A 24409-nucleotide genomic window follows, 5' to 3' on the forward strand; every position below is an offset into this window, starting at 1 on the left:
TCAGCCCTGCATCCGGATCGTGGTGGGAGCGACGGTGCCGGGACGCTCGAGGGTCGCGCCCTTGACGTACATCGGCGACTCCGTCTCGGCGAGCGGGAAGACGTCGACCCGCTCGATCAGCTCGGACTCGGCCTGCTTCCAGATGCCGCAGGCCTCGTCGGCGCTGCCGGCGCTGAGCGCCTGCGTGGCGAGCGCGTTGTACTCGGGGTTCGAGACGCCCATGAAGTTGTAGCCGCCGTTCTCGCTCGTCTCACCGAGGAAGAACAGGCTCAGCACCACGGGGCTCGAGGGGGCGAGCTGGATGAAGCCGGTGTCCCAGTCGTAGCTCTGGTAGAGGTCGGTCGACCAGCCCGCGGAGTCCTCGGCGACCAGGTCGGTCGTGATGCCGAGCTCGTTCCACTCCTGCTGGACCTCCTCGGCGGCGGCGCCGTGCGAGGGGGTTCCGGCGTCGTAGAGGAAGCGGATCGTGAGCGGCTCGCCGTCCTTCGCGCGCAGTCCGTCGGAGCCGAGCGGGTAGCCGGCCTTGTCGAGCAGCTCGCCCGCGGCGTCCACGTCGGTGTCGGGCAGCGTCCACTCCGGGCCGCCCGCGACGCAGGTGAGCGGGATCTGGTTGACCAGCGAGACGGAGTCGACGGCGTTGCCGTCGGTGACCAGCTCGCCGACGGCGTCGCGGTCGAGCGAGAGGGTCAGCGCCTGGCGGACGCGGACGTCGGCGGTGGGGCGGTCGGCGCGCTCGTTGAAGAGCATCTCGCCGATCGGGTTCAGCACGCCCTCGGTGTCGAGGCCGGCGGCGTCGAGGCGCTGGCGGTCGGCGCCGATGACGGAGGCGGCGTTCAGCTCGCCCGAGATCAGCAGGTTCGCGGCGGTCGCCTCGTCGGTGATCACCCGCGCCTCGATCTCGTCGGGCAGGCCCTCGGTGTCGCTGGTGACGTCGTCCGGGCCCCAGGTGTAGCCGTCGCGCTTCGTGTAGGTGTAGTCGGAGCCGGGGTTCGACGCGGTCAGCGCGTAGAGCGCGGTGCCGTTGGTGGTGTCGGTCAGGGTCGACGGGTCGTCGAGGCCGGCCTGGCAGACCATCTCGATGCTGCCGGTGCCCTGCAGGAGGAACGGGTTGTTGGCCGTCGAGGTGACGGTGACGACGTTCCCCTCCGCGGTCGCCGTCATGTCGGCGGTGACGTTCGAGCCGAACCAGAACGTGCCGTTGTCGGCGTTCGCCTGGTAGGCGAAGTTCGCCGCGGCCGTCTCGGCGGTGAAGGGGGTGCCGTCGGCGCAGGTGATGCCGTCCTTCAGCGTGTACGCGATCGAGGTGGGCGTCGACTCCCAGCTCTCGGCGAGGAAGGGCACGACCTCGCCCTCGGGGGTCGTGTAGGCGAGCGAGTCGTAGCCGAACGTCACCATCGCGCGCTGCACGAGCGAGACGCCGGTGAACGGGTTGAGGCTGCCCGGGTCGTCGTTGATCGCGAGGGAGAAGGTGCCGCCCGAGACGGGGTCGGCGCCGGCCGCGGAGCCGCCGGCCGGGGCCGAGCAGGCGCTCAGGGCGAGCAGCGCCACCAGCGAGCCCGCGGCGACGGCCGGGACTCGGAGCGCTGTGGTGCGGGGAGAACGGGTCATGATGCGTCCTTCGGGGAATGCAGGGCGAGTGGTGCAGGACTCCCGATCAGGGCCAGCGGGCCCGCGGCCTTCACGGAGACTTTGAGCGACGCGCTGGCCGAGTACGACAGCGGCGTCTCGAGCACGTCGACGATCTCGACGAGGCGCGGATCGGCGCCGGCCTGGATCGCGCGCTCGATCGCGATCCGCCCGGCCGCCTCGATCGCGGCGGCGCGGTCGACGTGGTCGCACAGCTGGTCGGCGCGGCCGCCGGCCAGGGCGATCGCGGCGCCGACGGCGTTGGCCACATTGCCGCGGTCGGGGCGGAGCACCTCGCTCGCGCCGTGCACGTGGTCGGGCACCAGGAAGCCGCCGCCGCCGACGACCACGAGCGGCAGTCCGACGCGGCCGAGCGACATCCGCTCCACGGCCGACTCGATCCGGTCCTGCGCGACGGCGAGGGCGTTGCCGAGGCCGGAGCGGGTGGCGCGGTCGAGCGCGGGGAGGCTCCGGCCGGGGATCATCCCGGGCAGCTGCATCGCGGCCGCGTCGGTGAGCGTGGCGGTCGCTCCGCCGAAGAGCAGGCCCTCGCGGGCGATGCGGTAGCCGACCGAGTCGGTGGTCGGCACGCCGGTCGCGAGGTCGACGACGGTGCCGCCGCCGATCCCGACGCTGAGGATGTCGGGCATCCGGAAGTTGGTGCGGACGCCGCCGATCTCGCGCGGCAGGGTCGACTCGCGGGGGAAGCGGTCGACGAGCACGCCGAGGTCGCTGGTGGTGCCGCCGATGTCGATGATGATCGCGTCGTCGGCGCCGGAGAGGAACGCGGCTCCGCGGATCGAGTTGGCGGGACCCGAGCCGATGGTGAGCACCGGGTAGCGGGCCGCGTACTCGACGGCCATCAGCGTGCCGTCGTTCTGGGCGAAGAAGGTGGCGGCGTCGAGGCGCTCCTCGTCGACCACGGTGAGCAGGCCCTGGGTGACGTCGCGGGCGATGCCGTGCAGCGCGGCGTTGAGCACGGTCGCGTTCTCGCGCTCGAGGAGGCCGAGTGCGCCGATCTCGTGGCTGAGCGAGACGGGCAGGTCGACGCCGACGTGGTCGGCGACCAGCGCGGCGACCTCGAGCTCCTGCTCCGGGAAGGAGGGGCTGAAGATCCCGCAGACGGCGACGGCGTCGAAGCGGCCCTCGAGCGAGTCGAGGAAGCGGCGGATGCCGTCGACGTCGAGCGGCGAGATCGGGTAGCCGTCGATCAGGTGGCCGCCGCCGGCGAGCAGGCTGCCGGCGAGCACGGTGCCGCGGAGGTCGGCGGGCCAGCCGGAGAGCGAGGGGAACTCGGTCGAGGCGGGGGCGCCGAGGCGGATCACGGCGACGCGGCCGAGGTCGCGGCGGCGGACGATCGCGTTGGTGGCGTGGGTGGTGCCGAGCATGACGCGGGAGACGCGGTCGCGGTCGGCGCCCAGCTCGCCGAGCACCGCGGAGAGCGCGGCGCGGATGCCGCCGGTGACGTCCTCGGTGGTGGCCTGCTTGGTCCAGGCGGTCACGGCGCCGTCGGCGTCGAGCACGACGGCGTCGGTGTTGGTGCCGCCGACGTCGATGCCGACGGACAGGTCGCGGGGCTGTGCGCTCATCGGGCCACCTCCGCCACGGCGCCGTCGAACGGCACGTAGTCGAAGTCGAAGTCGAAGGCGGCGGGTCCCGCCAGCTCGATCCCGCGCGGGGTCCGCCAGAGCGGATCGCAGGCCCAGGCGAGCACGCTGACGCGCTGGCCGAAGCGGAGCATCTCGGTCGAGATCGCCTCGCCGGTCTCGGAGTCGAGGATCGAGACGAGGTCGGGGACGCTGACGACCACGCCGCCGTCCTCGATCACCACGAGGTTCTCGTTCTGGATCTCGACCCGCACCATCCGGCTGCGGTCGGCGCCGACGCCGTCGATCGTGACGGAGCCGCGGGTGAAGCCGCCCTCGGTGCTGCGGTCGATGTCGATCACCTTGCCGCCGATCAGCACGGCCGCGCCGAGCTCCTCGGCGATGTCGGCCACCGGGTCGGCGGAGGCGAGCAGGCGGCGGCCGACCTGGATCGCGCGGCTGACGGTGCCCTCGATCACGGCGCCCGGGGCGGTCTCGTGGGTGAGGAGGTAGTGCGCGCCGAGGGCGATGCCGCCGGCGGCGACGGTGAAGGCGCGGGCGTGGCGCTCGAGCCAGGCGATGTCGACGGTGCGCAGGACCGTGACGTTGCCGACCACGTCGCTCATCACCGCGAACTCGCTCGGCAGGCCGGCGACGTTCATCGAGATCATCGTGGCCTTGGGGAACGCGCGGCCCATGCCGTCCGCGTCGAGCACCGCGAGGCCGAGCTCCGCGGCCCAGCCGACCGGCGCGACGCCGTTGCTGCCGCCGATCTCGGCCGCCATCACGGTCGTGACCGGGCGGCCGATCAGGCGCTCGACCTCGCGGAGCAGCGTGTGCGCCTGGCTGCTCGAGCCGAGCATCTCGATGCCGACCGACGGGGCGCCCATCCCGGACATGATGATGACCGCGTCGTCCGGGCCGAGGTCCGCGATGCCGACGACGCGCACCGGGCCGTTGGCCTCGATCGCGTTCTCGACCGAGAGCTGAGCGCCGTGCACCGAGCCGCCTCCGCCGGTGCCGAAGACCGCGCAGCCGGCGGCCAGGGGAGCGACGTCGTCGCGGGTGATCAGGCGGACGGGGCTCGGTCCGGCCGGGGGCGTGAAGCTCATGCTCCGAGGCTAGCCACGGGTGCAAGCGGGCGGAATGTGCCGTCACCATGAGGAAACGGCCATGATTGTGCTCATGGCACATACGTCGCTCCTCCATGTCCTCGAGCACGGCGAGCAGTTCGGCATGGTCTGCCGCGCGGGCGACCCGGCGGGAGTCGCGCTCAGCGGAGTGGAGATGCTGGCGCTCGAGGACGTGGGACAGGCGCTGCCCGGGCACCTGGTGATCGTGCTGCACGGAGCGGAGCAGCCGCGGGCGTACCAGATCGACATCGTCATCCGGCGGGCGATCGCGGCCGAGGTCGCCGCGCTGCTCTTCGTGGGCGAGCTGGCGCTGGCCGAGACCTCGCGCTCGCTGGCCGACCGCGGCGCGCTGCCGGTGCTGACCGCGAGCGCGCCGCCGTCCGAGCTGGCCGTCTCGATCGACCGGCTGCTGCGCGGCGGGGCGGCCGAGGCACTCGGCCGGGCGGAGCTCGCGATCGCCGCCGCCCGGGCCGCCTGCGACGGCGACCCGCTCGATGCGCGCTCGGCCGTGCTCGACGCGGCGACGGCGGCGCTCGGGATCGAGCTGCGGATGGTCGAGGATCCGGCCGTCACCTGGAGCGACCCCGACGCGGTCTGCATCGGCGAGGTCGCGGTCGGGCGGCTGGTCGCGGAGCAGCCGGAGACCGCGGCGGTGATCGCGCTGCCGGTGATCGCCGCGCTGCTGTCGCGGGCGCTGCAGCGCGAGTCGCAGGTGCGCTTCGGCCCGGCGCGCTCGCGGGCCGACCTCGTGGTCGAGCTGCTGCTGGCCGAGTCGTCGCGCATCGACGCCCTCGCGGTGGACGCCGCGCGGGCCGGGCTGCCGGTCGCCTCCGCGCACGCCGCCGCCTGGATCACCCCGCGCCACCGCGACGACGCCGAGCGCCGCCTCCCCGCGGCCCTGGTCGCGGCGATCGAGCTGAACGCCTTCCAGCTGACCGACGGCCGCGACGAGGTCTGGCACCTGGCGGTCTTCCACGACGACCTGGTGGTGGTGGCGTCGGAGGAGTCGGGGGCGCCGGACCACCAGCGGCGCGTGCGGGACGTGGCCGAGCGGCTGATCGCGTACGGTGCGGCTCTTGCGGGGGAGGGCTGGACCTTCACGGTCGGCCTCGGCACGCCGCAGTCCGGCGCCTCGGGGCTCCGGCAGTCGGCGACGGAGGCGCGGATCACCGCCGGCTCGGCCGTCGCGGCGGGGCGCCTCGGGGCTGTGGAGGTGACCGATGTGACCGGCCTGCGCCGGGTGCTGCTCGACTTCTACGCATCCCCGCTCAGCCGCGCGCTGCTCGACGACGTGCTCGCTCCGCTCGACGCCCTCGGCGCGGAGCGCTCCGCCATCTCGGTGCGCACGCTGCTCGCATACCTCAGCAACCGCAACTCCCTGGCGCGGGCCGGCGAGGTGCTGCTGCTGCACCCGAACGCCGTGAACTACCGCGTGCGCCGCATCGAGCAGGCGCTGGCCCTGGACCTCGAGGACCCGGACACCCGCTTCGCGCTGGAGCTGGCCTGCCGCCTGCGGGTGATGGCGACGACGCGCTGAGGCGTGCTGCCGCGTCGACTGGACGCGGAGCGGGGGCTGCGAGGGCGCCGGAGCCCGATACGGGTCCACTCGCGCGGGAGGCGCACTGCGACTGGACACGGAACGGGGTGTGACCGAGCATCGGAGCCCGCCACCGGTCCACCCGCGCGGATCCGGCGCCCTGTCAACACCTCGATGTCTGAAGGGATGTTCAGATAGCGTCGTCGACGAGCGGATCCGGAGTCGGCCGTCGTCGCATCCCCCCGCGGCCCCACGAGAAGGCGCCCGCCCGCGGACGCCGACCCCCGGGCCGTGGCGACGAGGGCACTGCTCGCCCGCCGCAGGAGAGCCCCCACTCCCTCGCGGCCGGTCGGACGCACGTCACCGGGCCCCGCCGCTCCCCGCCCCCGACTGCGCGCCGAAGGATCTCGATGACGACTCTGCTGGACCCCCGACCCCCCGAAGGCCGACGCATCACCGGCGAACGGCCGTGACCGTGACCGGCCTCGACGACACCCGCACCCCGCCACTCGAGAACGCGCGCGAGCTGGTCCTCCACGCCTGCCGCGTCGGGGACGCCGAACTGCAGTCGCACATCGACGATCTCTGGGCGGCCAAGCCGGACCCGGAGAGGACGCGCGGACTGCTCACCCGCTACCGGCGCGAGGTCGAGGACGCCCGCAGCCTCCTCGCAGCAGCCGCCGACCCGCAGTGGTGGCGGTCGGCGACCGCCGAGCAGATCGAGGCGAGCTGCCGGGCCGCGAGGATCTGGGCCGAGGGCGACCCGGTCTGCGCCGACCTCGAGCGGGCGTTCGCCGCGCAGCTCCGGAGCGTCCTCGGCATCGACCTGACGCAGATCCCGCGTCACGAGCGGAGCCGCTGACCTGCGGTGTCGGGCCTTCGATGCTCCTCGCCGGAGTCTCTGCGCTCTGTGATGGAAGTGGGCGTGCGCACTTGAGCATGGAAGGCCCGATCGGCTGAGGAAGGCCGGTTCTCGGGGCTTCCAGCCTTCGTCGTGCACGCCCGCGCGCGGACATCGTCAGCGCAGCACCGCCGACACCGCCTCCGCCAGCCGGATCGCCGCGCGCTCGAGCTCGCGCAAGCGCGCCGTGACGTCATCGGCCATGCCCACCAGGCACGCCGCCGCCACGACCGCGCCGCTCGCGTCGCGGATCGGCGCCGAGATCGAGACCATGCCCGCGTCGTCGTAAGCCTGCATCGAGAGGACGCCGTCGCGGCGGACGGTCTGCATCCGGCGGAGGAACCGGGTCAGGTCGCGCGGGGTGTGCCGGGCCGGGAACAGCTGGGTCAGCTCGTCCGGCTCGAGGTCCATCAGCATGGTGGGGCCGCCGTCCGAGCCGACGATCGGATGGGCGCGGCCGAGCCAGGGGATCATCGCCAGGCCGTCGCCGGCCAGGCTACGATCCAGCACAGCGAGCTCCTCGACCAGGGTGAGGCTGCGCATCCCCGCGAGCACGGTGACGAACGCGCAGGCGCGCAGGCTCCGCGCGGCCTCGGCGACCAGCGGGCCGCCGCGCGACACGATCAGCGGAGCGGCCGCCGCCCCGAACCAGCCGTGCACGACCCAGGCGACGCGGAACTCCCCGTCGCCGCCGCGCTCGACCACGCCCGCTTCGACGCACGCATCGAGCAGCCGACCGGTGCGGTCGCGGCGCAGCCCGGTCGCCCGCGCGGCGCCGGCGGCGGTGTCCGGCCCGTCGGCCAGGTGCTGCAGGAGCGGGAGGGCCGCGTGCAGCGCGGAGCCGCCGGCGGTCGAGACGGTTGAGACCGGCGGTTCGTCGCCGTCCGCCGTGTCGCGCCCCGCGCCCGCCTCCCGCGACCCGTCGAGCCCCGCCTCGATGCTCCGTCGTGCGACCGCCAGCGCCCGCCGGATCCGCGGCCCGTTCTCGCGCAGCCGCACCGCCGGCAGCCGCACCGCCAGCACCGCCGCGCACTCGCCGGCGGGCGTCAGCAGCGGCGTCGCGATCTCGACGCGCAGCCCCTCGGCCGTCTCCACGACGGCGTCCTCGCCGAGGCGGAGCGGATCCGCGGCCAGGGCGATCGCGCCGCCCGCGTCGTCGATCCGCTCGCCGACCGCGGCGGGGGAGTGCAGGGTCCACGACGAGAGCACGCTCCCGATCACGCGCATCGCCCCGGGCGCTCCGGCCGCCAGCACGACCGTCTCGCCGGTCTGCTGCGCCGCGAGCGTCAGCGCGAACCGGAGCGACCGCGCGACCGGCGCCGCAGCCCGCCCCGAGAGCCGCACGGCGACCGCGCCCAGGCGGTAGCTGCCGTAGTCCGCGCCGCGCTCGATCAGCCCGGTCCGCTCCAGCTCCGCGCACAGCCGCGAGACCGAGCTGAGCGGCGCGCCGAGCTCGGCGGCGATCACGCCGACCCCGAGCGGCGCCGTCGGATCCGGCCGCTCCCCGAGCAGCCGCACGACCCGCAGCCCCGTCGTCACGCGTCCGCTCACGAGCCGCCCCTCCTGCAGAACCCTCAATCTCGAGGCGCCCGAATTGTCACCAGCACGCACTGTAACAGCGCCGGAACCCGCCGTTCCTACAGTCGTCTCACTCGCCCGGCGGCGGTCACGACGGCCCGCCGAGCGCGACGACGGCGCGCCGTCGCCCGCTCCACGAACGCTTCCCGCAGCCCTAGGAGTCCCATGAACCCGACCGTCCCCCGTTCCGCACGCACGGCGCCCCGCGCCACGCCGCGCCCCGCCCGCCGGGCCGCCGTCGTCACCGCGGTGCTCGCCTCCGCGGCCCTCCTCGCCGGCTGCTCGACCGACGCCGCCGCCACGACCGACGCGGAGCCGAGCGCCCTGTTCGAGCAGAGCATCGCCGACCTGGTGCCCGAGGACATCGCCGCGGCCGGCGAGATCCGCATCGCGAGCGGCCCCGGCTATCCGCCGCTGCTCGACCTCGCGGAGGACGGTACGACGCTCTCCGGGTCGCAGCCCGAGGAGATGAGCCTGATCGGCGAGGTGCTCGGCCTCGACATCGTCTTCGAGGACATCAAGTTCGACGCGCTCTTCCCCTCGCTCGCCTCCGGGAAGATCGACGCCGCGGCAGCCGCGCTGGGCGTCACAGCCGAGCGGCTGGAGACCGTCGACTTCGTCAGCGACTTCCTCGGCGGCACGACGCTCCTGGTCGAGGGCGGCAACCCGCTCGACCTCACGATCGACACGCTCTGCGGCCAGTCCGTCGGCGTCCTCAAGGGCTCGACCGAGAACGACATCACGCTGCCGAAGTGGGACGCCGTCTGCACCGAGGCGGGCGAGCCGGCGATCGAGATCTCGACCTTCCCGACCGCGGCCGACGCCGTGCTCGCCCTGAGCTCCGGCCGCGTCGACGCGACGGTCAGCGCCGTGCCGCCCGCCGTCTTCCAGGCCGAGCAGTCCGACGGCGCGCTCGAGGCGCTCGACGTCAACTTCGAGCCGAGCCCCTGGGGCATCGCCTTCCCGGACGGCTCCGAGCTGGCCCCCGCCTTCCAGGCCGCCCTCGAGCACCTGATGACGACGGGCGACTACCAGGAGAACCTCGAGCGCTTCGGCGTCGAGGTCGGCGCGGTCGAGCAGGCCGAGCTCTACACCGACCCGGCCCAGATCAGCGGATGACCGCCGTGGAGGAGCGCGCGACGACCACCGCGCCGCCCGAGACCGTGGTCCCCGTCCGGCACTGGGGGCGGCGGGCCGCGACCGTCGTGATCCTCGTGCTCGCGGCGCTGCTCGCCCACTCGGTCGCGACCAACCCCAACTTCGAGTGGGGCAGCGTCTTCGGCTACTTCCTCGACGGGCGGATCCTCCGCGGACTCGGCACCACGCTCCTGCTGACCGTCATCGCGATGGTCGTCGGCATCGTGATCGGCGTGCTGATGGCCGTCGGCCGGCAGTCCCCGACCCTCGTGGTGGCGACAGCGGCAGGCGGGTTCGTCGCCTTCTTCCGCGGCACGCCGCTGCTGGTGCAGCTCATCTTCTGGTTCAACCTCGCCGCGCTCTACCCCGAGCTGAGCCTGGGGATCCCGTTCGGCCCGACCTTCGCCAGCGCCGACACCAACGTGCTGATCAGCCCCTTCCTCGCCGCGATACTCGGCCTGGGGCTCAACGAGGGCGCCTACATGTCCGAGATCGTCCGCGCAGGCCTGCTCTCGGTCGACCCCGGGCAGGTCGACGCCGCTGAGGCGCTCGGGCTCCGCAAGGCTCAGGTCTTCCGGCGGATCGTCCTGCCGCAGGCGATGCGGGTGATCATCCCGCCCACCGGCAACCAGACGATCTCGATGCTGAAGACGACGTCGCTGGTCAGCGTGATCGCGATCCCGGACATCCTCTTCGCCGCCCAGACCATCTACTCCCGCAACTTCGAGGTGATCCCGCTGCTCATCACCGTCAGCCTCTGGTACCTGCTCGTCACCACGGTCCTCAGCGCGGGCCAGCGGATGATCGAGCGGCGGTTCTCCCGCGGCGACCGGCTCGTCCAGGGCCCGACCCCGCTCGGGGCGCTGCTCGCGAGCGCGAGGCCGCGCCCCGCCGCGCGAGGGGAGGGAGCGCTGTGACCGCGCCCATGGTCCAGGCGACCGGCGTGCACAAGCAGTACGGCGGCAACCTGGTCATCCGCGGCATCGACCTGACCGTCGCGCCGGGCGAGGTGACCTGCCTGCTCGGCCCGTCCGGCTCGGGCAAGAGCACCTTCCTCCGCTGCATCAACCACCTCGAGAAGATCGACGCGGGCACGATCAGCGTCGCCGGCGAGCTGGTCGGCTACCGCCGCCACAACGGCCGCCTGCACGAGCTGCGCGACGCCGAGATCGCGACGCGGCGCAGCGAGATCGGCATGGTCTTCCAGCAGTTCAACCTCTTCCCGCACCTCACCGTGCTGGAGAATCTGATCGAGGCGCCCGTCCTGGTCCGCCGCGAGAAGGTGCCGGACGCCACTGCCCGGGCCCGCGTGCTGCTCGACCGGGTCGGCCTCGGCGCCAAGGCGGACGCCTACCCGCGCTCGCTCTCCGGCGGTCAGCAGCAGCGGGTCGCCATCGCTCGCGCCCTCGCGATGCGACCCCGCCTGATGCTCTTCGACGAGCCGACCTCCGCGCTCGACCCCGAGCTGGTCGGCGAGGTGCTCGACGTGATGCGCGACCTCGCCGCCGAGGGGATGACGATGATCGTCGTCACCCACGAGATCGGCTTCGCCCGCGAGGTCGCCGACACGGTGACCTTCATGACGGCGGAGTCGTCGTCGAGTCGGGGCCGCCCGAGCGGATCCTCGCCGACCCGCAGCACGAGCGCACCCGCGCGTTCCTGTCCAAGGTCCTCTGACCCTGTCACCCGGGCCGTCGATCCCGGCGGCCCTCACCGATCCACGGAAGCGAAGCATCAGCATGGAGAAGTTCGACGTCGCCGTCGTCGGGATGGGCGCTCTCGGCAGCGCCGCCGCCTACCACCTGGCCCGCCGCGGAGCCCGCGTCGTCGCGTTCGAGCAGTTCGAGCTCGGCCACGTCCGCGGCGCCTCGCACGACACCTCGCGCATCCTGCGCACCTCCTACGGTGCCCCCGAGTACGTGCGGCTCGCGCAGTCCGCGTACCTCGACTGGGCCGATCTCGAGGCGGAGTCGGGCGAGACGCTCGTCACCATCACCGGCGGGCTGGTCTTCTTCCCGGCCGGCAGCCCCTACTCCGCCGAGGCGTTCCGCTCGAGCCTCACCGAGAGCGGAGTGCCGTTCGAGCTGCTGACGCCGGCCGAGGTCACCGCGCGCTGGCCGCAGTTCTCGCTGCCCGAGGGCACGCAGACGGTCTACACGGCCGACTCCGGCATCGTGCACGCCGCCCGCACGGTCGCCGTGCTGCAGCTTCGCGCTCGGCAGCACGGCGCCGTGATCCGCGACCGCACGCCGGTCGAGGCGCTGCTCCCGGGCGAGGACGGCGTCGTCCTGCGCACCGCGGGCGGCGACGTGCTCGCGGGCAAGGTCGTCCTCGCCGCGGACGCCTGGACGAACGAGCTGCTCGCACCGCTCGGCGCCGAGATCCCGCTCGTGACGATGCAGGAGCAGGTCAGCTACTTCGCGCCGGCCGAGCCGAGCACTTTCGATCGCGAGCGCTTCCCGGTCTGGATCTGGGAGGACGAGCACTGCTTCTACGGCTTCCCGACCTACGGCGAGCCGACGATCAAGGCGGCGCGCGACGTCTCCGACAACCTGATGGCCCCGCGCGAGCGCACCTTCGTCCCCTCGCCCGAGCTGCTGGACGAGCTGACGGGCTTCGTCGGCGCCGTGATTCCCGCCGCCGGCGAGGTGCTGCGCACCGTCACCTGCCAGTACGCGCTCACGCCCGACCGCCGCTTCGTGCTCGGGCCGCTCGACGAGCACCCCGACATCCTGGTCGGGCTGGGCGCCGGGCACGCCTTCAAGTTCACGCCGACCATCGGCCGCGTGCTCGCCGAGCTCGCCCTCGACGGCGCGACGACCGAGGACGTGTCGGCCTTCGGAGTGACCCCGCCGGTCGCGGCGCCCCTCCTGGGCTGAGGGCGCGGGAGGAGGAGCGTCCCCCTCCCGCGCGCCGTCACGCGACCTCGCGCTCCTCCTCCACCGCCGGCTCGAGCTCGACGACCTCGTGCGGCTGCCGCACGACGGGCGCCGCCGCGGTCACGGCGGGTGCGCCGAGCCGCGTGGGGGCGGCGGCCGGCCAGCCGATCGCCTCGGAGGCGCCCCGCAGGTTGCGGAGCCACCACGCCCAGTCCTCGGGGACGAGGCTGAACGGGTCCTCGTAGCCGAGGGCGCGGGCCGCGTAGACCGGCCAGTGCGCGTTGGCCAGCGCGGGGCGGCCGAGGTAGACCAGATCGAGCAGGTCCTCCTCGATCACCCGGTTGGCGATCTCGGGCTGTCCGAGGTTCCAGCTGGCGGCGACCGGGATGCCCACCTCCTCGCGGATCCGGGTGGCCGTGCCGACCATGCCGCCCAGCTTGCCGATCGGGATGTCGCCCTGCATGGCGTCGGTGTTGAAGCCGATGCTCACGTCGGCCAGGTCGAGTCCGTGCTCCTTCATCCAGCCGATCGCCGTGATCGACTCGTCGACGGTCGCGCCGCCCGGGTGCAGGTCGTCGACGCCGAGCCGCATCGTCAGGGGGATGCGCTCGGGGAGCACCGCGCGCACCGCGTCGAGGGCCTCGAGGTGGAACCGGGTGCGGTTCTCGAGGCTGCCGCCGTAGGCGTCCGTGCGCTGGTTGGCGAGCGGCGAGAAGAACTCGCTGCCGAGGTAGCCGTGCGCGAAGTGCATCTCGACCCACTCGTAGCCGGCCTCGACGGCGCGCGCGGCGGTGTCGGCGTAGTCCTGCATCAGCTGCGCGATCTCGTCGACGGTCAGCGCGCGCGGCACGTAGGGCATGTCGCCGCCGTAGGCGATCGCGGAGGGCGCGCGGGTCTGCCAGCCGGCCTCGTGCTCGGGCGGGAGCATGGAGCCGCCCTCCCACGGGGTGACGAGGCTGCCCTTGCGGCCGGTGTGGCCGAGCTGGATCGCGGCGACGCCGCCCATCGACGTGATCATGTCGACCACGCGCTTGTGGCCCTCGATCTGGTCGTCGTCGTAGAGGCCGGCGCAGTGCACTGTGGTGCGTCCGTCGGGCGTGATCGCGATCTGCTCGGGGAAGACGAGGCCGAACCCGCCGGCCGCACGGGCACCGAGATACATCAGGTGGAAGTCGTCCAGCTTGCCGTCGGTCGAGCGGTACATCGTCATCGGCGACATCGCGATGCGGTTGCGGAGGGTCACGCCCTTGAGCGTGTACGGGGAGAAGAGGTCGGGCATCGTGATCCATTCCGGGGGGAGGGGGTGAAGTGGAGCGAGTGGCCTCAGTGCATCACCGGCGCAGACTCCGGCCGATTTCGCGGCCGTTGCCGGTCCGTAACGTTCTGCTCACGGGGCGGCAGGGGGAGTGAGAGGTCGCGCTGCGGCGCCCGCGCCCGCCATCCTGGAAGCACGTGCGCGGTCCGCCGCCGCGACCGAGGAGGGGGACCCGTGCAGATCCAGAGATCCGGCGAGGATGCGCGCCGCCGCCCGCTCTACGGCGGCTCGGGCGTGCTCGATCTGGAGTACTACTTCCGCGCCACGACCGCACTGCCGAGCTCGGTGATGCGCTTCCACCTCGAGCCGGGCACCTCCGAGGGCGAGCACGTGCACCTCGCGGGCGACGCCGGCAGCTGCTCGCCCGAGAGCTCCGACGAGCTCTACGTGGTCGTGCTCGGCGAGGTCGTGATGACCGTCGACGGCGAGAGCGCCGTGCTGCGCGCGGGCGACGCCCTCTACGCCCCGGCCGGCAGCCACCACGGAGTCGCCAACGAGTCGGACGCCCCCGCCGAGCTGATCCTCGTCTTCGGCCCACCGACCCCGCGCTGACCCACGCGAGGAGCAGACGCGCTGGAGTCGTCCCCTCCCTGCTGGTCGAGCAGCCGCGCCAGCGGCGTCTCGAGACCCCGCCGCCCAGGCGCAGAGGCGCCCGACCTCTCCTCACAGCCCCATCACCACTCGCCCCCACCCCCCTTCCGTGCTTCCGCACCCCGCCTCCCGCCGGCGCCTGCCATCCTGGCCGGGCACGCGCCCGACCCCGTGCATGGAGGCGCCGATGTCCGACGACGGGATGGCCGAGTCCGGCTACCGGCAGACCCTCACCCGCGGCATCGGCCGCTTCGGCAGCTTCGCCGCGGGAGTCAGCTACATCTCGATCCTGACCGGCACCTTCCAGCTCTTCTCCTTCGGCTACGCGAACGGCGGCCCCGCCTACTGGTGGTCCTGGCCGATGGTCTTCGCCGGGCAGCTGGCGGTGGCGCTCTGCTTCGCCGAGCTGGCCGCGCGCTACCCGGTCGCCGGCTCCGTCTACAACTGGAGCAAGCGCCTGGCCGGCCCGACGGTGAGCTGGCTCGCCGGCTGGATCATGGCCCTCGCCTCCGTCGTCTCGCTCGCCGCCGTCGTGCTCGCGTACCAGAGCACGCTCCCGCAGATCTGGCGCGGCTTCCAGCTCGTCGGCGACGGCACCGGCACGAGCGCCGGCGTCAGCGCGGTGCTCTGGGGCGCGATCCTCGTGGCGTTCACGACCGGCGTCAACGCCCTCGGCGTGCGGCTGATGGCGCGGATCAACAGCGTCGGCGTGCTGATCGAACTGGTCGCCGCGGTCCTCCTCGTCGTCGTCCTGGCCGCCAACGCGGTGAACCCGCCGAGCATCGTCCTCGAGACGGCCGGCCGCGGCGACGGTCTGCCCGGCGGCTACCTCGGCGCGTTCCTCATCGCCGCGATCGCCTCCGCCTACGTGATGTACGGCTTCGACACCGCCGGCTCGCTCGGCGAGGAGACCGTCGATCCGCGGCGCACCGCCCCCGCTGCGATCCTCCGCGCGATCACCGCCTCGTTCGTGCTCGGCGGCCTGATCATCCTCTTCGGCCTCCTCGCCGCCCCCGACCTGGCCGACCCCGCGCTCGGCTCCCCGTCCGGCGGACTCCAGCTCGTGGTCCTGCAGGTGCTCGGCGGCCCGCTCGGCTCGGTCTTCCTCGGCTGCATCGTCGTCGCGATCACCGTCTGCGCACTCGCCGTGCACACCGCCGGCATCCGCCTGGTCTTCGCGATGGCCCGCGACAACGCCCTGCCCGGCAGCGCCCTGCTCGCCCGCGTCGACCCGCGCCGCCGCACGCCGGTCGCCCCCGCCGTGCTGATCGGCGTCCTCGCCGTGCTGATCCTCGTCGTCAACATCGGCACCCCCGAGATCTTCACCGCCGTGACGAGCGTCGCCGTCATCCTGATCTACCTCGCCTACCTTCTGGTCACCGTGCCCCTGCTGCTGCGCCGCCTCCGCGGCCGCTGGCCCACCGCCGACGCGCCCGCCGGTGCCTTCTCGCTCGGCCGGCTCGGCCTGCCGGTCAACATCGTCGCTGTGCTCTGGGGCGCCGCGATGGCCGTCAACCTGGCCTGGCCCCGCACCGAGGTCTACGGCGACGGCCCCCTCCGCTGGATCGCCCTGATCGTCGTCGGACTCGTCGTCACCGTCGGCCTCGCCTGGTTCCGCCTGCGCGGCCGCCACCACCTCGGCGTCCTCCCGGAGCACGCCGCGCCGCTCCCGGAGCCGCTCGACCGCTGACCCGCCCGCATCCGCGCTCTCGCTCCACCCGTCACCCCGGGTCGCCCGATCCGTCACGAACGGCTCCCTCTCCGCCGCCGAAGGAGCCGTGAGCGCCGTATCGCCGCCCCCTCTGCCCGCGGGAGCCCCGTACCCGCTGAGTCGCCCGAGAAGGTCCGTTCTCCGGCCCGGGAACGAGCCTTCTCGGGCGACTCACCGCCGAGGGCTCCTGGCCGACCGCCTCGGCGGCGGCGATCGTGCGCGCGGGCTCCTGTTCGACGGTGCGCCAGGATGGACGGCGGGCGACCGCCCGTCGAGGGGAGGGAGCGCCGTGCCGGACCGCCAGGCGCTCTCGACCGGCGCGCTGCTCACGCACGCGGTGCTCATCCAGGCCGTCGCGTTCCTGCTGCGGCCGGCCGCGGTGTACCAGGCGATCCAGCTCGACGTGCCGGCCTGGGCGCTCGGAGCGCTCGGCGCCTCGTTCGCGGTGGTGCCGCTGCTGATCGCGCTGCCCGTCGGCGGCCTCGTCGACCGGGTCGGCGCGCGCTTCGTGATGGCCTGCGGCTCGCTGCTGACGATCGCCGCCGCCGGGCTGCTGCTGCTCGCGGGCGGCGGCCTCGTCGGCCTGCTCTGCGGCACCGCCCTGCTCGGCGCCGGCCACCTCGGCTGTGTCGTCGGCCAGCAGGCGGTGGTCGCCGGGGGAGCGGCCGGCACCCGCCTCGACAGCCGCTTCGGCTACTACACCTTCGCCGCCTCCCTCGGCCAGGCGATCGGCCCGGCCTTCATCCCCGTCTTCGCCGGTAGCGCCGTCCGCCCCGACCCGGCCCCGCTGTTCCTCGTCGGAGGCGCGCTCGCCGTCCTCCTCCTGGCCGTCACCGCCGCGATCGCCCGGCCGGCACCGCGCGCCACCACCGCAGCGCCGTCCGAGGGCTCGACGCTCGGCCTGCTGCGGATCCCCGGCCTCGCCCGCGCCCTGCTCACCAGCGCGACCGTCGTCGCCGCCGTCGACCTGACCGTCGTCTACCTCCCGGCCCTCGGCGCCGAGCGCGGCCTCCCCGCGGGCGTGGTCGGAGCCCTGCTGACCGTCCGCGCGCTCGCCTCGATGGCCTCCCGCCTCCTGCTCGGCGCGACGACCTCCCGCTTCGGCCGCACCCGCGTGATGGTCGCCGGCATCGTCGTCTCGGCCGTCTGCCTGGTCCTCACCGCCCTGCCCGCGCCCACGGCCTTGCTCTTCGTCGCCGTCGCCCTGCTCGGCCTCGGCCTCGGCATCGGCCAGCCGATCACCATGTCGTGGCTGATCGAGCGCACCCCCGCCGACCGCCACGGCCGCGCCCTCTCCCTCCGCCTCGCCGGCAACCGCATGGGCCTGATCGCCTTGCCCACCCTCCTCGGCACGATCGCCGCCGCGGCCGGCGCCGGCGGCGTCCTCATCGGCACCGGCGTCGCCGTCGGCTCCACTCTCGTCCTCCTCCGAGGCGTCCGCCTCGACTGAGCGACGCCGCCCCCGAGCCGGGCTCGCTCGGGCGTCGAGTCGCCCTGGAAGGCTCTGATCCGGCCGCGATCCGCGCCTTCCCGGGCGGCTCGGCAGCCCGGCCGTGCTCACTCCAGGCGCACCTCCGCGGCGGACTTGTCGGCGCGCCAGCCTCGCCAGACGGGCTGGCGGAGGGTGCCGCCCGAGGTGCGCTCGCGGTAGCGGACCTCGCCGACGAGGACGGGCTCGACCCAGTGCACGCCGCGGGACTCGGCGGGTGGGACGGCCACCGCGGGCACGTCGGTCGCGTGCTCGGCGAGGCGGTCGACGAGGCCGCGACGCTCGCGGTCGCTGAAGCCGCTGCCCACCCGGCCGGAGTAGACCAGGCCGTCGTCGCCGGGGAGTGCCGTCAGCAGCGAGCCGACCGAGCCGACGAGTCCGCCCTCGCCCTCGCGCCAGCCGACGATCACCACCTCCTGCACGCGGTGATGGGTGAGCTTCACCCAGTCGCCGGAGCGGACGCCCGGCCGGTATGCCGCGTCCCGGCGCTTGGCGACCACGCCCTCCAAGCCGAGCGCGAGGCTCGTCGACATCGCCTCCTCCAGGTCGCCGTCGAAGACCGAGGGGACGTGCACGCGCTCGTTCTCGGTCGCCAGCTGCTCCAGAGCCGCGCGGCGCTCGTCGTAAGGGCGGCCGATCGCCTCCGTGCCGTCGATCGCCAGCAGATCGAAGAGCATCAGGTGCACCGGAGTGGCGCGGGCCGCCGCCTCGATCTCGCGCGGCTTGGTCAGCCCGCCGCGGGTCTGCAGCCGGCCGAAGTCGGGTCGGCCGCGGTCGTCGAGCGCGACGATCTCGCCGTCGAGCACGCAGTCGACCGCCGCCGCCTCGCCGATCGGGTCGAGCAGATCGGGGAACGCGGCCGTCAGGTCGTTGCCGTTCCGGCTGGTCAGGGTCACCGCTCCGCCCGCCACTCGCACCAGGGCGCGGTAGCCGTCCCACTTCATCTCGATCGCGGAGCCGCCGGGGATGTCCGCCGCGCGGCCGGCGGTGGCGAGCATCGGCCGGAAGGCGGCGGCCTCCGCGGTCGGCGCGGCAGCGGAGGACCCCGACGCTCCGGAACCGGTGGGGGCCGCAGCGGACGGTGCCGATGCTCCGGCGCCCGACGCCCCGGACGAGCCACCGCCCTTCCGCACCCCGACCCCGCGCCCGTGCGCCTTCCCCCCGTGTGACTGCCCTCCGTGCGCCGCGGCCCCCGGCGCCATCAGGTGCAGCAGCCAGTTCTTCTCGTCCCCCTTGCCGCCCTTCGCCCCGGTGTGCAGCAGCGCGTACCGCCGCGGCTCACCGCCGAGCCCGCCGTCCGGCCGGCCGGTGAGCACCGCGATCACCTCCTCGCCCTCGCGCCACTTCTCCAGCGCGTAGGTGCCCTCGTCCCAGATCCGCACCTCGCCGCCGCCGTACTCGCCCGCCGGGATCGTGCCCTCGAAGGTCGCGTACTCGAGCGGGTGGTCCTCCGTCTGCACCGCGAGCCGGTTCGGGTCGCCGTCGAGCGGCGGCCCCTTCGGCACCGCCCAGCTGACCAGGACTCCGTCGTGCTCGAGCCGGAAGTCGTAGTGCAGCCGCCGGGCGTGGTGCTCCTGCACGACGAACGTGTCGCCCGACGTCGCGATGCCCGCGCCCGGCGAGGGCACCGGCTCCGGCGTCTTCGACGCGTCGCGCATGCTCCGGTAGGCGGCCAGCCGGTCGGCGGAGGCGTCAGTGGCCGCGAAACCGGCCATCCGCTCCGGCGACGGCTCGAGCCCGGCCCCGCGGGCGGCGAGCACCGGGCGCAGCAGGTCGCCGTCGCTCCGCAGCCGCTCGACCACCTCGTCCGGCGCGAGGTGCCGAAGGCCTGCCGCGCCGATCTCCTCCCACGTGCGCGGCGCGGCGACCCGCGGCAGCAGCCGGCCCCGCAGCGAGTACGGCGCGATCGTCGTCTTCGCCGCGCTGTTCTGGCTCCAGTCGACGAGCACCTTGCCCTCGCGCAGGGTCTTCTTCATGTCGGAGACGACCAGGTCGCGGTGGTCGGACTCCAGTGCCTTCGCGAGCTCGTGCGCCACGGAGGAGATCTGGTCGCTCGAGGCGGAGGCGTCCAGCGGGCAGTAGAGGTGGATGCCCTTGCTGCCGCTGGTCACCGGGAACGGCTCGAGCCCCATCCCCTCGAGCAGGTCGCGGGCGAGGAACGCCACCTCGGCGCACTCGGCGAGCCCCGCGCCCTCGCCCGGGTCGAGGTCGAGCACGAGCCGGTCGGGCGGGCGCCGCTCGCCGTCCGAGCCGACCCGCCACTGCGGGACGTGCAGCTCGAGCGCGGCCTGCTGAGCCAGCCAGGTCAGCCCGGCGACGTCGTCGACGAGCGGGTACTCGACGTCGCGCGAGGAGTGCGCCAGCTTCGTCCGGCTCAGCCAGTAGGGCGCGGAGGAGGGCAGGTTCTTCTCGAAGAAGACCTCGCCCGGCTCCTCCGCCGTGCCGACCCCGTCGACCCAGCGCTTGCGGGTCACCGGCCGGCGGGCGAGGTGCGGCAGCATCGCGGAGGCGACCGACGCGTAGTAGGAGAGGACGTCGGCCTTGGTGAACCCCGCCTCCGGATAGACCACCTTGTCGAGGTTGGTCAGCCGCAGGCGCCGCCCACCCACCGTCACGAGCTGCTGCGAGGAGGGGGTCATGACTCCATGGTGGCGTCGCCCGCCCGCCGAGGGGGAGGGAGTTGCGCCGACGGGGGAGGATCGCGCCGAGGACGGCGATGTGGAGGAGCGGCCGGGCTGCGGGGACTGCGCGGCGTCCGCAGGAGCGCGTCTCGCGGCCCGCGCACGGCTGCACTGGATAGCCTGACGATCACCCCACTTCCTCGACAAGGAGCCCCCGTGCCCGAGACGATCACCGACATCCCCCTCACCACGATCGACGGCACCGCGTCGACGCTCGCCGACTACGCGCCGGTCAAGCTCATCGTCAACGTCGCGTCCCGCTGCGGTCTCGCACCGCAGTACGAGAAGCTCGAGGCGCTGCAGAAGCAGTACGGCGACCGCGGCTTCACGGTGCTCGGCTTCCCGAGCAACCAGTTCCTGCAGGAGCTCAGCGACTCCGACAAGATCAAGGAGTACTGCTCGACCACCTGGGGCGTCACGTTCCCGATGTTCGAGAAGGTCAAGGTCAACGGCCGCTCGGCGCACCCGCTCTACGCGGAGCTGACCAAGACCGAGGACGAGGCGGGCAAGGCCGGCAAGGTGAAGTGGAACTTCGAGAAGTTCCTGATCACCGCCGACGGCACTGTGCACCGCTTCCGCCCGACCGTCGAGCCCGACGACCCGCGCATCCTGGAGCTGATCGAGGCGTCGCTCCCCGCCTGATCGCGGCGCCGACGCGGGCCTGTCCGGCGCCGACGCGGGCCGACCCACCGGCGACGCGGGCCGACCTCGCGGCAGTGCGGGCCGGCCTCGCGCCGCTGGGCGGCTCTAGCGCGCGTGCAGCCCTTCGGCGATCCGCGCCTGCGCGGGCTCGACGCCCTCGGGGCAGACGATGTCCGAGACCTCGAACGGCGTCGCGCGGGTGAAGGGGATCATCTCGATGCCGTCGACGTGGCGCAGAAGGACGAGGCTGCTGTCGCCGTCGCGGAGGGTGCGGCGCACCTGGCGCAGGAAGATGCCGGCCATCTCGAGCTCGACCGTGAAGACGCGGCCGCTGACATCGATCCGGCAGCCCAGGACGGGCTGCGAATCGGTCGAGGCGGAATCCGGGGCGTGGCGGACGGCGATCGGCTCGTCCTTGCGCTGCGAGCCCCCTGTCCCGGTCAGGGTGGGTGCTGCGAATGCTCGCGCGGTGTCGGTCATCGTCATCTCCGTCCGTGGTCGCGACCGACGGAGAACCGCCCGGTCACTGTCCTCCGACGCTACGTCGTGACCCTGTGATGGGGGGTGGGGTTGACGGATCCGGTCCGGGGGGACAGGTGGGCGGATCAGGAGCCCTGGCGCGACTCCTCGGGCTCCGGGAGGACGGACAGCTCGCCGTGCATGCTCGCGACGCTCAGCATCTGCTCGATCCACGCGCGGTTGAGCTTGGGCTGGTGCGTCTCGGCGAAGCGGAAGTGCAGCGGCACCGAGGGGTGCAGCCAGACGGAGCTGCGGCCGTGGCCGGACGAGGCGTCCTCGGTCCAGGAGAGGGAGAAGGCCTCGTTGCGCCGCAGCTTCGACAGCACGGCGACCTTGAGGTGGGCGAGGACCCGCTCCTCGAACTCGATCTCGAGATTCTGCGGTCCATAGGTCAGCGTGGCCACGGGCGCCTTTCGTCAGTGCGAGCCGCCCACGGCGGACGGCTCCTCGGGGACGCTAACCGGTCGACCCCCTCCGCGCGGAATCGGCGGACAGACACGCCGTTGCCCCATTGACAGGCCGGGCGCCGCCCCCTAGTCGAGGGCCGTTGCGCCCGCATGCTGGTCGAGTAGTCCCGCAGGGGGGTGCCGCCCTCTCGCCGAGGGCCTCTGCGCCCCATGCTGGTCGAGCAGCCCCGCAGGGGCGTATCGAGACCCACCGTCCCCAGCAGGGTGGTCTGCAGACTCGTCCTCTCGACGCGGGTGGAGAGAGATACGCCCTCTGCGAGGGCTACTCGATCAGCATGGGGCGTCCCCCACGGACAGGGTCGTCTTCGCGTGTGCCCGACGCCCTCCGCGTGAAACGTTCGGCTCGCGCTTCCACCCCGGGCTCGCGGTTCCGGCGCATTCCAGAGTGCCGGGGTCGATTCCGCGTGCCGGACGTCCGGCACCGAGCCCCGCCCGGCCGCCGCCCGGCGCGACCGGGTAGCATCGCAGGGCCTGTTCCGGCGGACGAAAGCGATGAGGCCATGAAAACGCGAGTCATCTTCTACCTTATCGGAGGCGTCCTCCTCCTCGGCGCCGGCATCAGCTCGCTCGGCGACGGGGCGTCGGTGCCGGACATCATCACGATCCTCTGCGGCGTGCTGATCCTCGCCCTCGCCGGCTGGCAGTACCGCCGCTCGCACGGCCCCGAGGAGCGCACGCCCGGCGACGACGTCGAGCGCCCCCACCGCTAGCCCGCGCGCACCCCGACTCCCGCCGTCGGCCGCCCGGCCCGCGAGCCGCTATCCGCGCGCCAGCAGCAGCCGGTACGGGGCCGCCCGCTCCACGCGCCAGCCCTCGGGCGCCAGCGCGCGCAGCTCCGGCGCCGTGTAGCTCCGCCGCACCGACAGCGACCCGTCGTAGTGCAGGAACGACCCCGCCGCGATCGGCCGGGTCGCCGCCGCGTACGCGGTGTACGCGAGCCGAGACCGCTCGATGTCGTTGTGCAGCGCGCGCGGGGCGAGCTTCTCGCTGTCCTCGAGCAGCGCGCTCAGCGCCTCGGCCGACAGGTGGTGCAGCAGGTGGTTCGACGTCACGATGTCGTACTGCGCGCCCTCGGCGACCAGCTCCTTGCTGCTCGCCCGCCGGAACTCCAGCCCCGCCGGCGCCGGCGTCGATGTCGCGAAGGCGTACGCCCTCTCGTCCGGATCGATGGCGGTGATCGCGAGCCGCAGTCCGTCCGCGTGCGCCCAGTCGGCGAGCGAGCGCGCGATGTCTCCGCCGCCCGAGCCGATGTCGAGCAGCCGCAGGGGCTCCTCGCTGCGGAACAGCGGGCGCAGCCGCGTGCGGTACAGCCGCCGCCAGCCCGAGACCAGCCGGTTCACCGCGCCGAACCGCGCGTAGGTCGCGTCGAGCAGCGCGCGGTCGCAGGACGGATCGTCCATCAGCTCCTCCGCGGTCGTCTCCCGGCGGCGGAGGTCGGGGACGAGCGGCGCGTGGGCGATCATGCCCCGCCGCGCTTGGTGAGCAGCGCCATCTCGACGGTGAGCCCGGGCCCGAACGCCATCGCGCCGATCCGCTCGCCGTCGGCGGCCTCGCCGTGCAGGAGCCGGCGCAGGATGAACAGCACGGTCGCGCTCGACATGTTCCCGACCGTCCGCAGCACCTCGCGCGAGGGCTGCATCTGCTCGTCGGAGAGGCCGATCGCCGACTGCACGCGGTCGAGGATGCTCCGCCCGCCGGGGTGCACCGCCCAGCGCTGCACGTCCGCGGCGCCGACCCCGCCTCGCCCGAGCATCGGCTCGAGCGCGGTGGTGATGTTGGCGCCGATGATCGACGGCACGTAGGTGCTCAGCCGCATGGTGAAGCCGTGGTCGCCGATCGTCCAGGCCATCTCGTCCTCGCCCTCGGGAGTGAGGGTCGTGTCGAGCGCGTCGATGTCGAGCACCGCGGTGCCCGCCTCGGGCTCGCGCGCCGTGACGACCGCCGCGGCGGCCCCGTCGGCGAAGACGGAGCTGGCGACGATCTGCTCCGCGTCGCTGGAGCTGGTCAGGTGGATGCTGCAGAGCTCGGCGGCGACGACGAGAACGACCGCCGACGGGTCGGCCTCGCAGAACGCGCGGGCGGCGCGGAGCCCCGGGAACGCGCCGTAGCAGCCCATGAAGCCGAGGTGGAAGCGCTGTGTCGACACCCGGAGTCCGAGCGTGCGGACCAGCTGGTAGTCGGGCCCGGGCGCGTAGAAGCCGGTGCAGGAGACGGTGACGACGTGGGTGACCTCGTCCGGCGCGAAGCCTGCCGCGTCGAGCGCGCGCTGGGCGGCATCGGCGAAGAGCTCGGGCGCGCGGGCCGTGTAGACCGCGTTGCGCGCGGCCGTGCCGGGATCGAGCAGGCGGCCGGAGCGGGCGTCGTAGAAGGTCCTCTCGCCCTCCCGCTCCTCGCCGTCGAGCTCGTCGACGACGGTGTGGCGGGTGTCGATGCTCGAGGCGTTGAACGCTGCGCCGATCAGACGCGAGCCGAGGCGGGTGACGCCGGGCTGCGCGGCGAACAGGTCGCGGAGCGCGGGCTGATGCAGGACCGTGGCGGGAACGGCCGTCTCGATGCTGCGGATGTGGACGCTCACCCGCGGGAACCTATCGCACGTTCCTGCGGGTGAGCGGCGGCG

20 protein-coding genes and 1 pseudogene are annotated in these 24409 nt (G+C 73.7%); 11 read left to right on the top strand and 10 right to left on the bottom strand.

The window, feature by feature from the left end:
* Genes HRK28_RS08125 through HRK28_RS08135 form a run of 3 tightly spaced genes read right to left on the bottom strand, consistent with a single transcriptional unit; the run spans position 1 to position 4324 of the window.
* Positions 1 to 1608: an ABC transporter substrate-binding protein gene (locus HRK28_RS08125; protein ID WP_173251048.1), complete on the bottom strand. Its 1608-nt coding sequence runs from the start codon at positions 1606 to 1608 to the stop codon at positions 1 to 3.
* Positions 1605 to 3215, bottom strand: a complete 1611-nt coding sequence (locus tag HRK28_RS08130) for a hydantoinase/oxoprolinase N-terminal domain-containing protein (protein WP_173251049.1) — start codon at positions 3213 to 3215, stop codon at positions 1605 to 1607. The genes HRK28_RS08125 and HRK28_RS08130 overlap by 4 nt, the downstream gene beginning before the upstream one ends.
* Entirely contained in the window at positions 3212 to 4324 is a 1113-nt protein-coding gene (locus HRK28_RS08135; RefSeq protein ID WP_217274616.1) for a DUF917 domain-containing protein, read from the bottom strand. The genes HRK28_RS08130 and HRK28_RS08135 overlap by 4 nt, the downstream gene beginning before the upstream one ends.
* A 73-nt stretch (positions 4325 to 4397) precedes the next feature.
* Between HRK28_RS08135 and HRK28_RS08140 the strand changes: the two genes are divergently transcribed.
* A complete protein-coding gene (locus HRK28_RS08140) occupies positions 4398 to 5882 on the top strand; it encodes a CdaR family transcriptional regulator (RefSeq protein WP_217274617.1) in 1485 nt (494 codons plus the stop codon).
* 469 nt (positions 5883 to 6351) lie between these two features.
* Entirely contained in the window at positions 6352 to 6744 is a 393-nt protein-coding gene (locus tag HRK28_RS08145) for a hypothetical protein (RefSeq protein ID WP_173251050.1), read from the top strand.
* Positions 6745 to 6900: 156 nt separating this feature from the next.
* Here HRK28_RS08145 and HRK28_RS08150 read toward each other — a convergent pair whose 3' ends face one another.
* On the bottom strand, positions 6901 to 8334 hold the full coding sequence (locus HRK28_RS08150; protein ID WP_173251051.1) for a helix-turn-helix domain-containing protein: 1434 nt from the start codon (positions 8332 to 8334) through the stop codon (positions 6901 to 6903).
* 192 nt (positions 8335 to 8526) lie between these two features.
* On the opposite strand from HRK28_RS08150, the gene HRK28_RS08155 reads away from it, so the two are divergent.
* From HRK28_RS08155 to solA, 4 genes and pseudogenes are all read left to right on the top strand, one after another.
* Positions 8527 to 9480, top strand: coding sequence for an ABC transporter substrate-binding protein (locus tag HRK28_RS08155; protein ID WP_173251052.1), 954 nt, complete (start codon positions 8527 to 8529; stop codon positions 9478 to 9480).
* On the top strand, positions 9477 to 10415 hold the full coding sequence (locus HRK28_RS08160) for an amino acid ABC transporter permease (protein WP_173251053.1): 939 nt from the start codon (positions 9477 to 9479) through the stop codon (positions 10413 to 10415). Before HRK28_RS08155 ends, HRK28_RS08160 begins: the two co-directional genes overlap by 4 nt.
* 8 nt (positions 10416 to 10423) lie before the next feature.
* Positions 10424 to 11175: pseudogene (locus HRK28_RS08165) on the top strand (amino acid ABC transporter ATP-binding protein).
* A gap of 62 nt (positions 11176 to 11237) precedes the next feature.
* Entirely contained in the window at positions 11238 to 12377 is a 1140-nt protein-coding gene (solA, locus tag HRK28_RS08170; protein ID WP_173251054.1) for an N-methyl-L-tryptophan oxidase, read from the top strand.
* A 37-nt stretch (positions 12378 to 12414) separates the two neighbouring features.
* Here solA and HRK28_RS08175 read toward each other — a convergent pair whose 3' ends face one another.
* Positions 12415 to 13656: an NADH:flavin oxidoreductase/NADH oxidase gene (locus HRK28_RS08175; protein WP_173251055.1), complete on the bottom strand. Its 1242-nt coding sequence runs from the start codon at positions 13654 to 13656 to the stop codon at positions 12415 to 12417.
* A 210-nt stretch (positions 13657 to 13866) separates the two neighbouring features.
* Between HRK28_RS08175 and HRK28_RS08180 the strand changes: the two genes are divergently transcribed.
* The 3 genes from HRK28_RS08180 to HRK28_RS08190 all read left to right on the top strand — a co-directional run bounded on the left by HRK28_RS08180 (position 13867) and on the right by HRK28_RS08190 (position 17444).
* Positions 13867 to 14244, top strand: a complete 378-nt coding sequence (locus tag HRK28_RS08180) for a cupin domain-containing protein (RefSeq protein ID WP_127887753.1) — start codon at positions 13867 to 13869, stop codon at positions 14242 to 14244.
* A gap of 226 nt (positions 14245 to 14470) precedes the next feature.
* Positions 14471 to 15973: an APC family permease gene (locus HRK28_RS08185; protein WP_254304713.1), complete on the top strand. Its 1503-nt coding sequence runs from the start codon at positions 14471 to 14473 to the stop codon at positions 15971 to 15973.
* Between the two features lie 310 nt (positions 15974 to 16283).
* Positions 16284 to 17444, top strand: a complete 1161-nt coding sequence (locus HRK28_RS08190; RefSeq protein ID WP_173251057.1) for an MFS transporter — start codon at positions 16284 to 16286, stop codon at positions 17442 to 17444.
* 107 nt (positions 17445 to 17551) lie between these two features.
* Here the strand turns inward: HRK28_RS08190 and HRK28_RS08195 are convergent, their stop codons facing one another.
* Entirely contained in the window at positions 17552 to 20122 is a 2571-nt protein-coding gene (locus HRK28_RS08195) for an ATP-dependent DNA ligase (protein ID WP_173251058.1), read from the bottom strand.
* A 198-nt stretch (positions 20123 to 20320) separates the two neighbouring features.
* Between HRK28_RS08195 and HRK28_RS08200 the strand changes: the two genes are divergently transcribed.
* Positions 20321 to 20806 carry a glutathione peroxidase gene (locus HRK28_RS08200; RefSeq protein ID WP_244231704.1) on the top strand — a complete coding sequence of 162 codons (486 nt, stop codon included), beginning with the start codon at positions 20321 to 20323 and terminating at the stop codon, positions 20804 to 20806.
* A 105-nt stretch (positions 20807 to 20911) separates the two neighbouring features.
* Here the strand turns inward: HRK28_RS08200 and HRK28_RS08205 are convergent, their stop codons facing one another.
* Both HRK28_RS08205 and HRK28_RS08210 read right to left on the bottom strand, forming a co-directional pair.
* Positions 20912 to 21286, bottom strand: a complete 375-nt coding sequence (locus HRK28_RS08205) for a hypothetical protein (protein ID WP_173251059.1) — start codon at positions 21284 to 21286, stop codon at positions 20912 to 20914.
* Between the two features lie 125 nt (positions 21287 to 21411).
* Positions 21412 to 21729, bottom strand: coding sequence for a hypothetical protein (locus HRK28_RS08210; RefSeq protein WP_244231703.1), 318 nt, complete (start codon positions 21727 to 21729; stop codon positions 21412 to 21414).
* A gap of 563 nt (positions 21730 to 22292) precedes the next feature.
* Between HRK28_RS08210 and HRK28_RS08215 the strand changes: the two genes are divergently transcribed.
* The gene (locus HRK28_RS08215; protein WP_160091127.1) at positions 22293 to 22502 is read left to right on the top strand and encodes a hypothetical protein; all 210 of its coding nucleotides are present in this window, start codon (positions 22293 to 22295) and stop codon (positions 22500 to 22502) included.
* A gap of 48 nt (positions 22503 to 22550) precedes the next feature.
* Here HRK28_RS08215 and HRK28_RS08220 read toward each other — a convergent pair whose 3' ends face one another.
* Positions 22551 to 23255, bottom strand: coding sequence for a methyltransferase domain-containing protein (locus HRK28_RS08220; protein WP_173251060.1), 705 nt, complete (start codon positions 23253 to 23255; stop codon positions 22551 to 22553).
* On the bottom strand, positions 23252 to 24367 hold the full coding sequence (locus HRK28_RS08225) for a type III polyketide synthase (RefSeq protein WP_173251061.1): 1116 nt from the start codon (positions 24365 to 24367) through the stop codon (positions 23252 to 23254). Before HRK28_RS08225 ends, HRK28_RS08220 begins: the two co-directional genes overlap by 4 nt.
* Positions 24368 to 24409: the final 42 nt, after the last annotated feature.

It is taken from the genome of Rathayibacter sp. VKM Ac-2835 (assembly GCF_013266705.1).
Lineage (GTDB): Bacteria > Actinomycetota > Actinomycetes > Actinomycetales > Microbacteriaceae > Rathayibacter.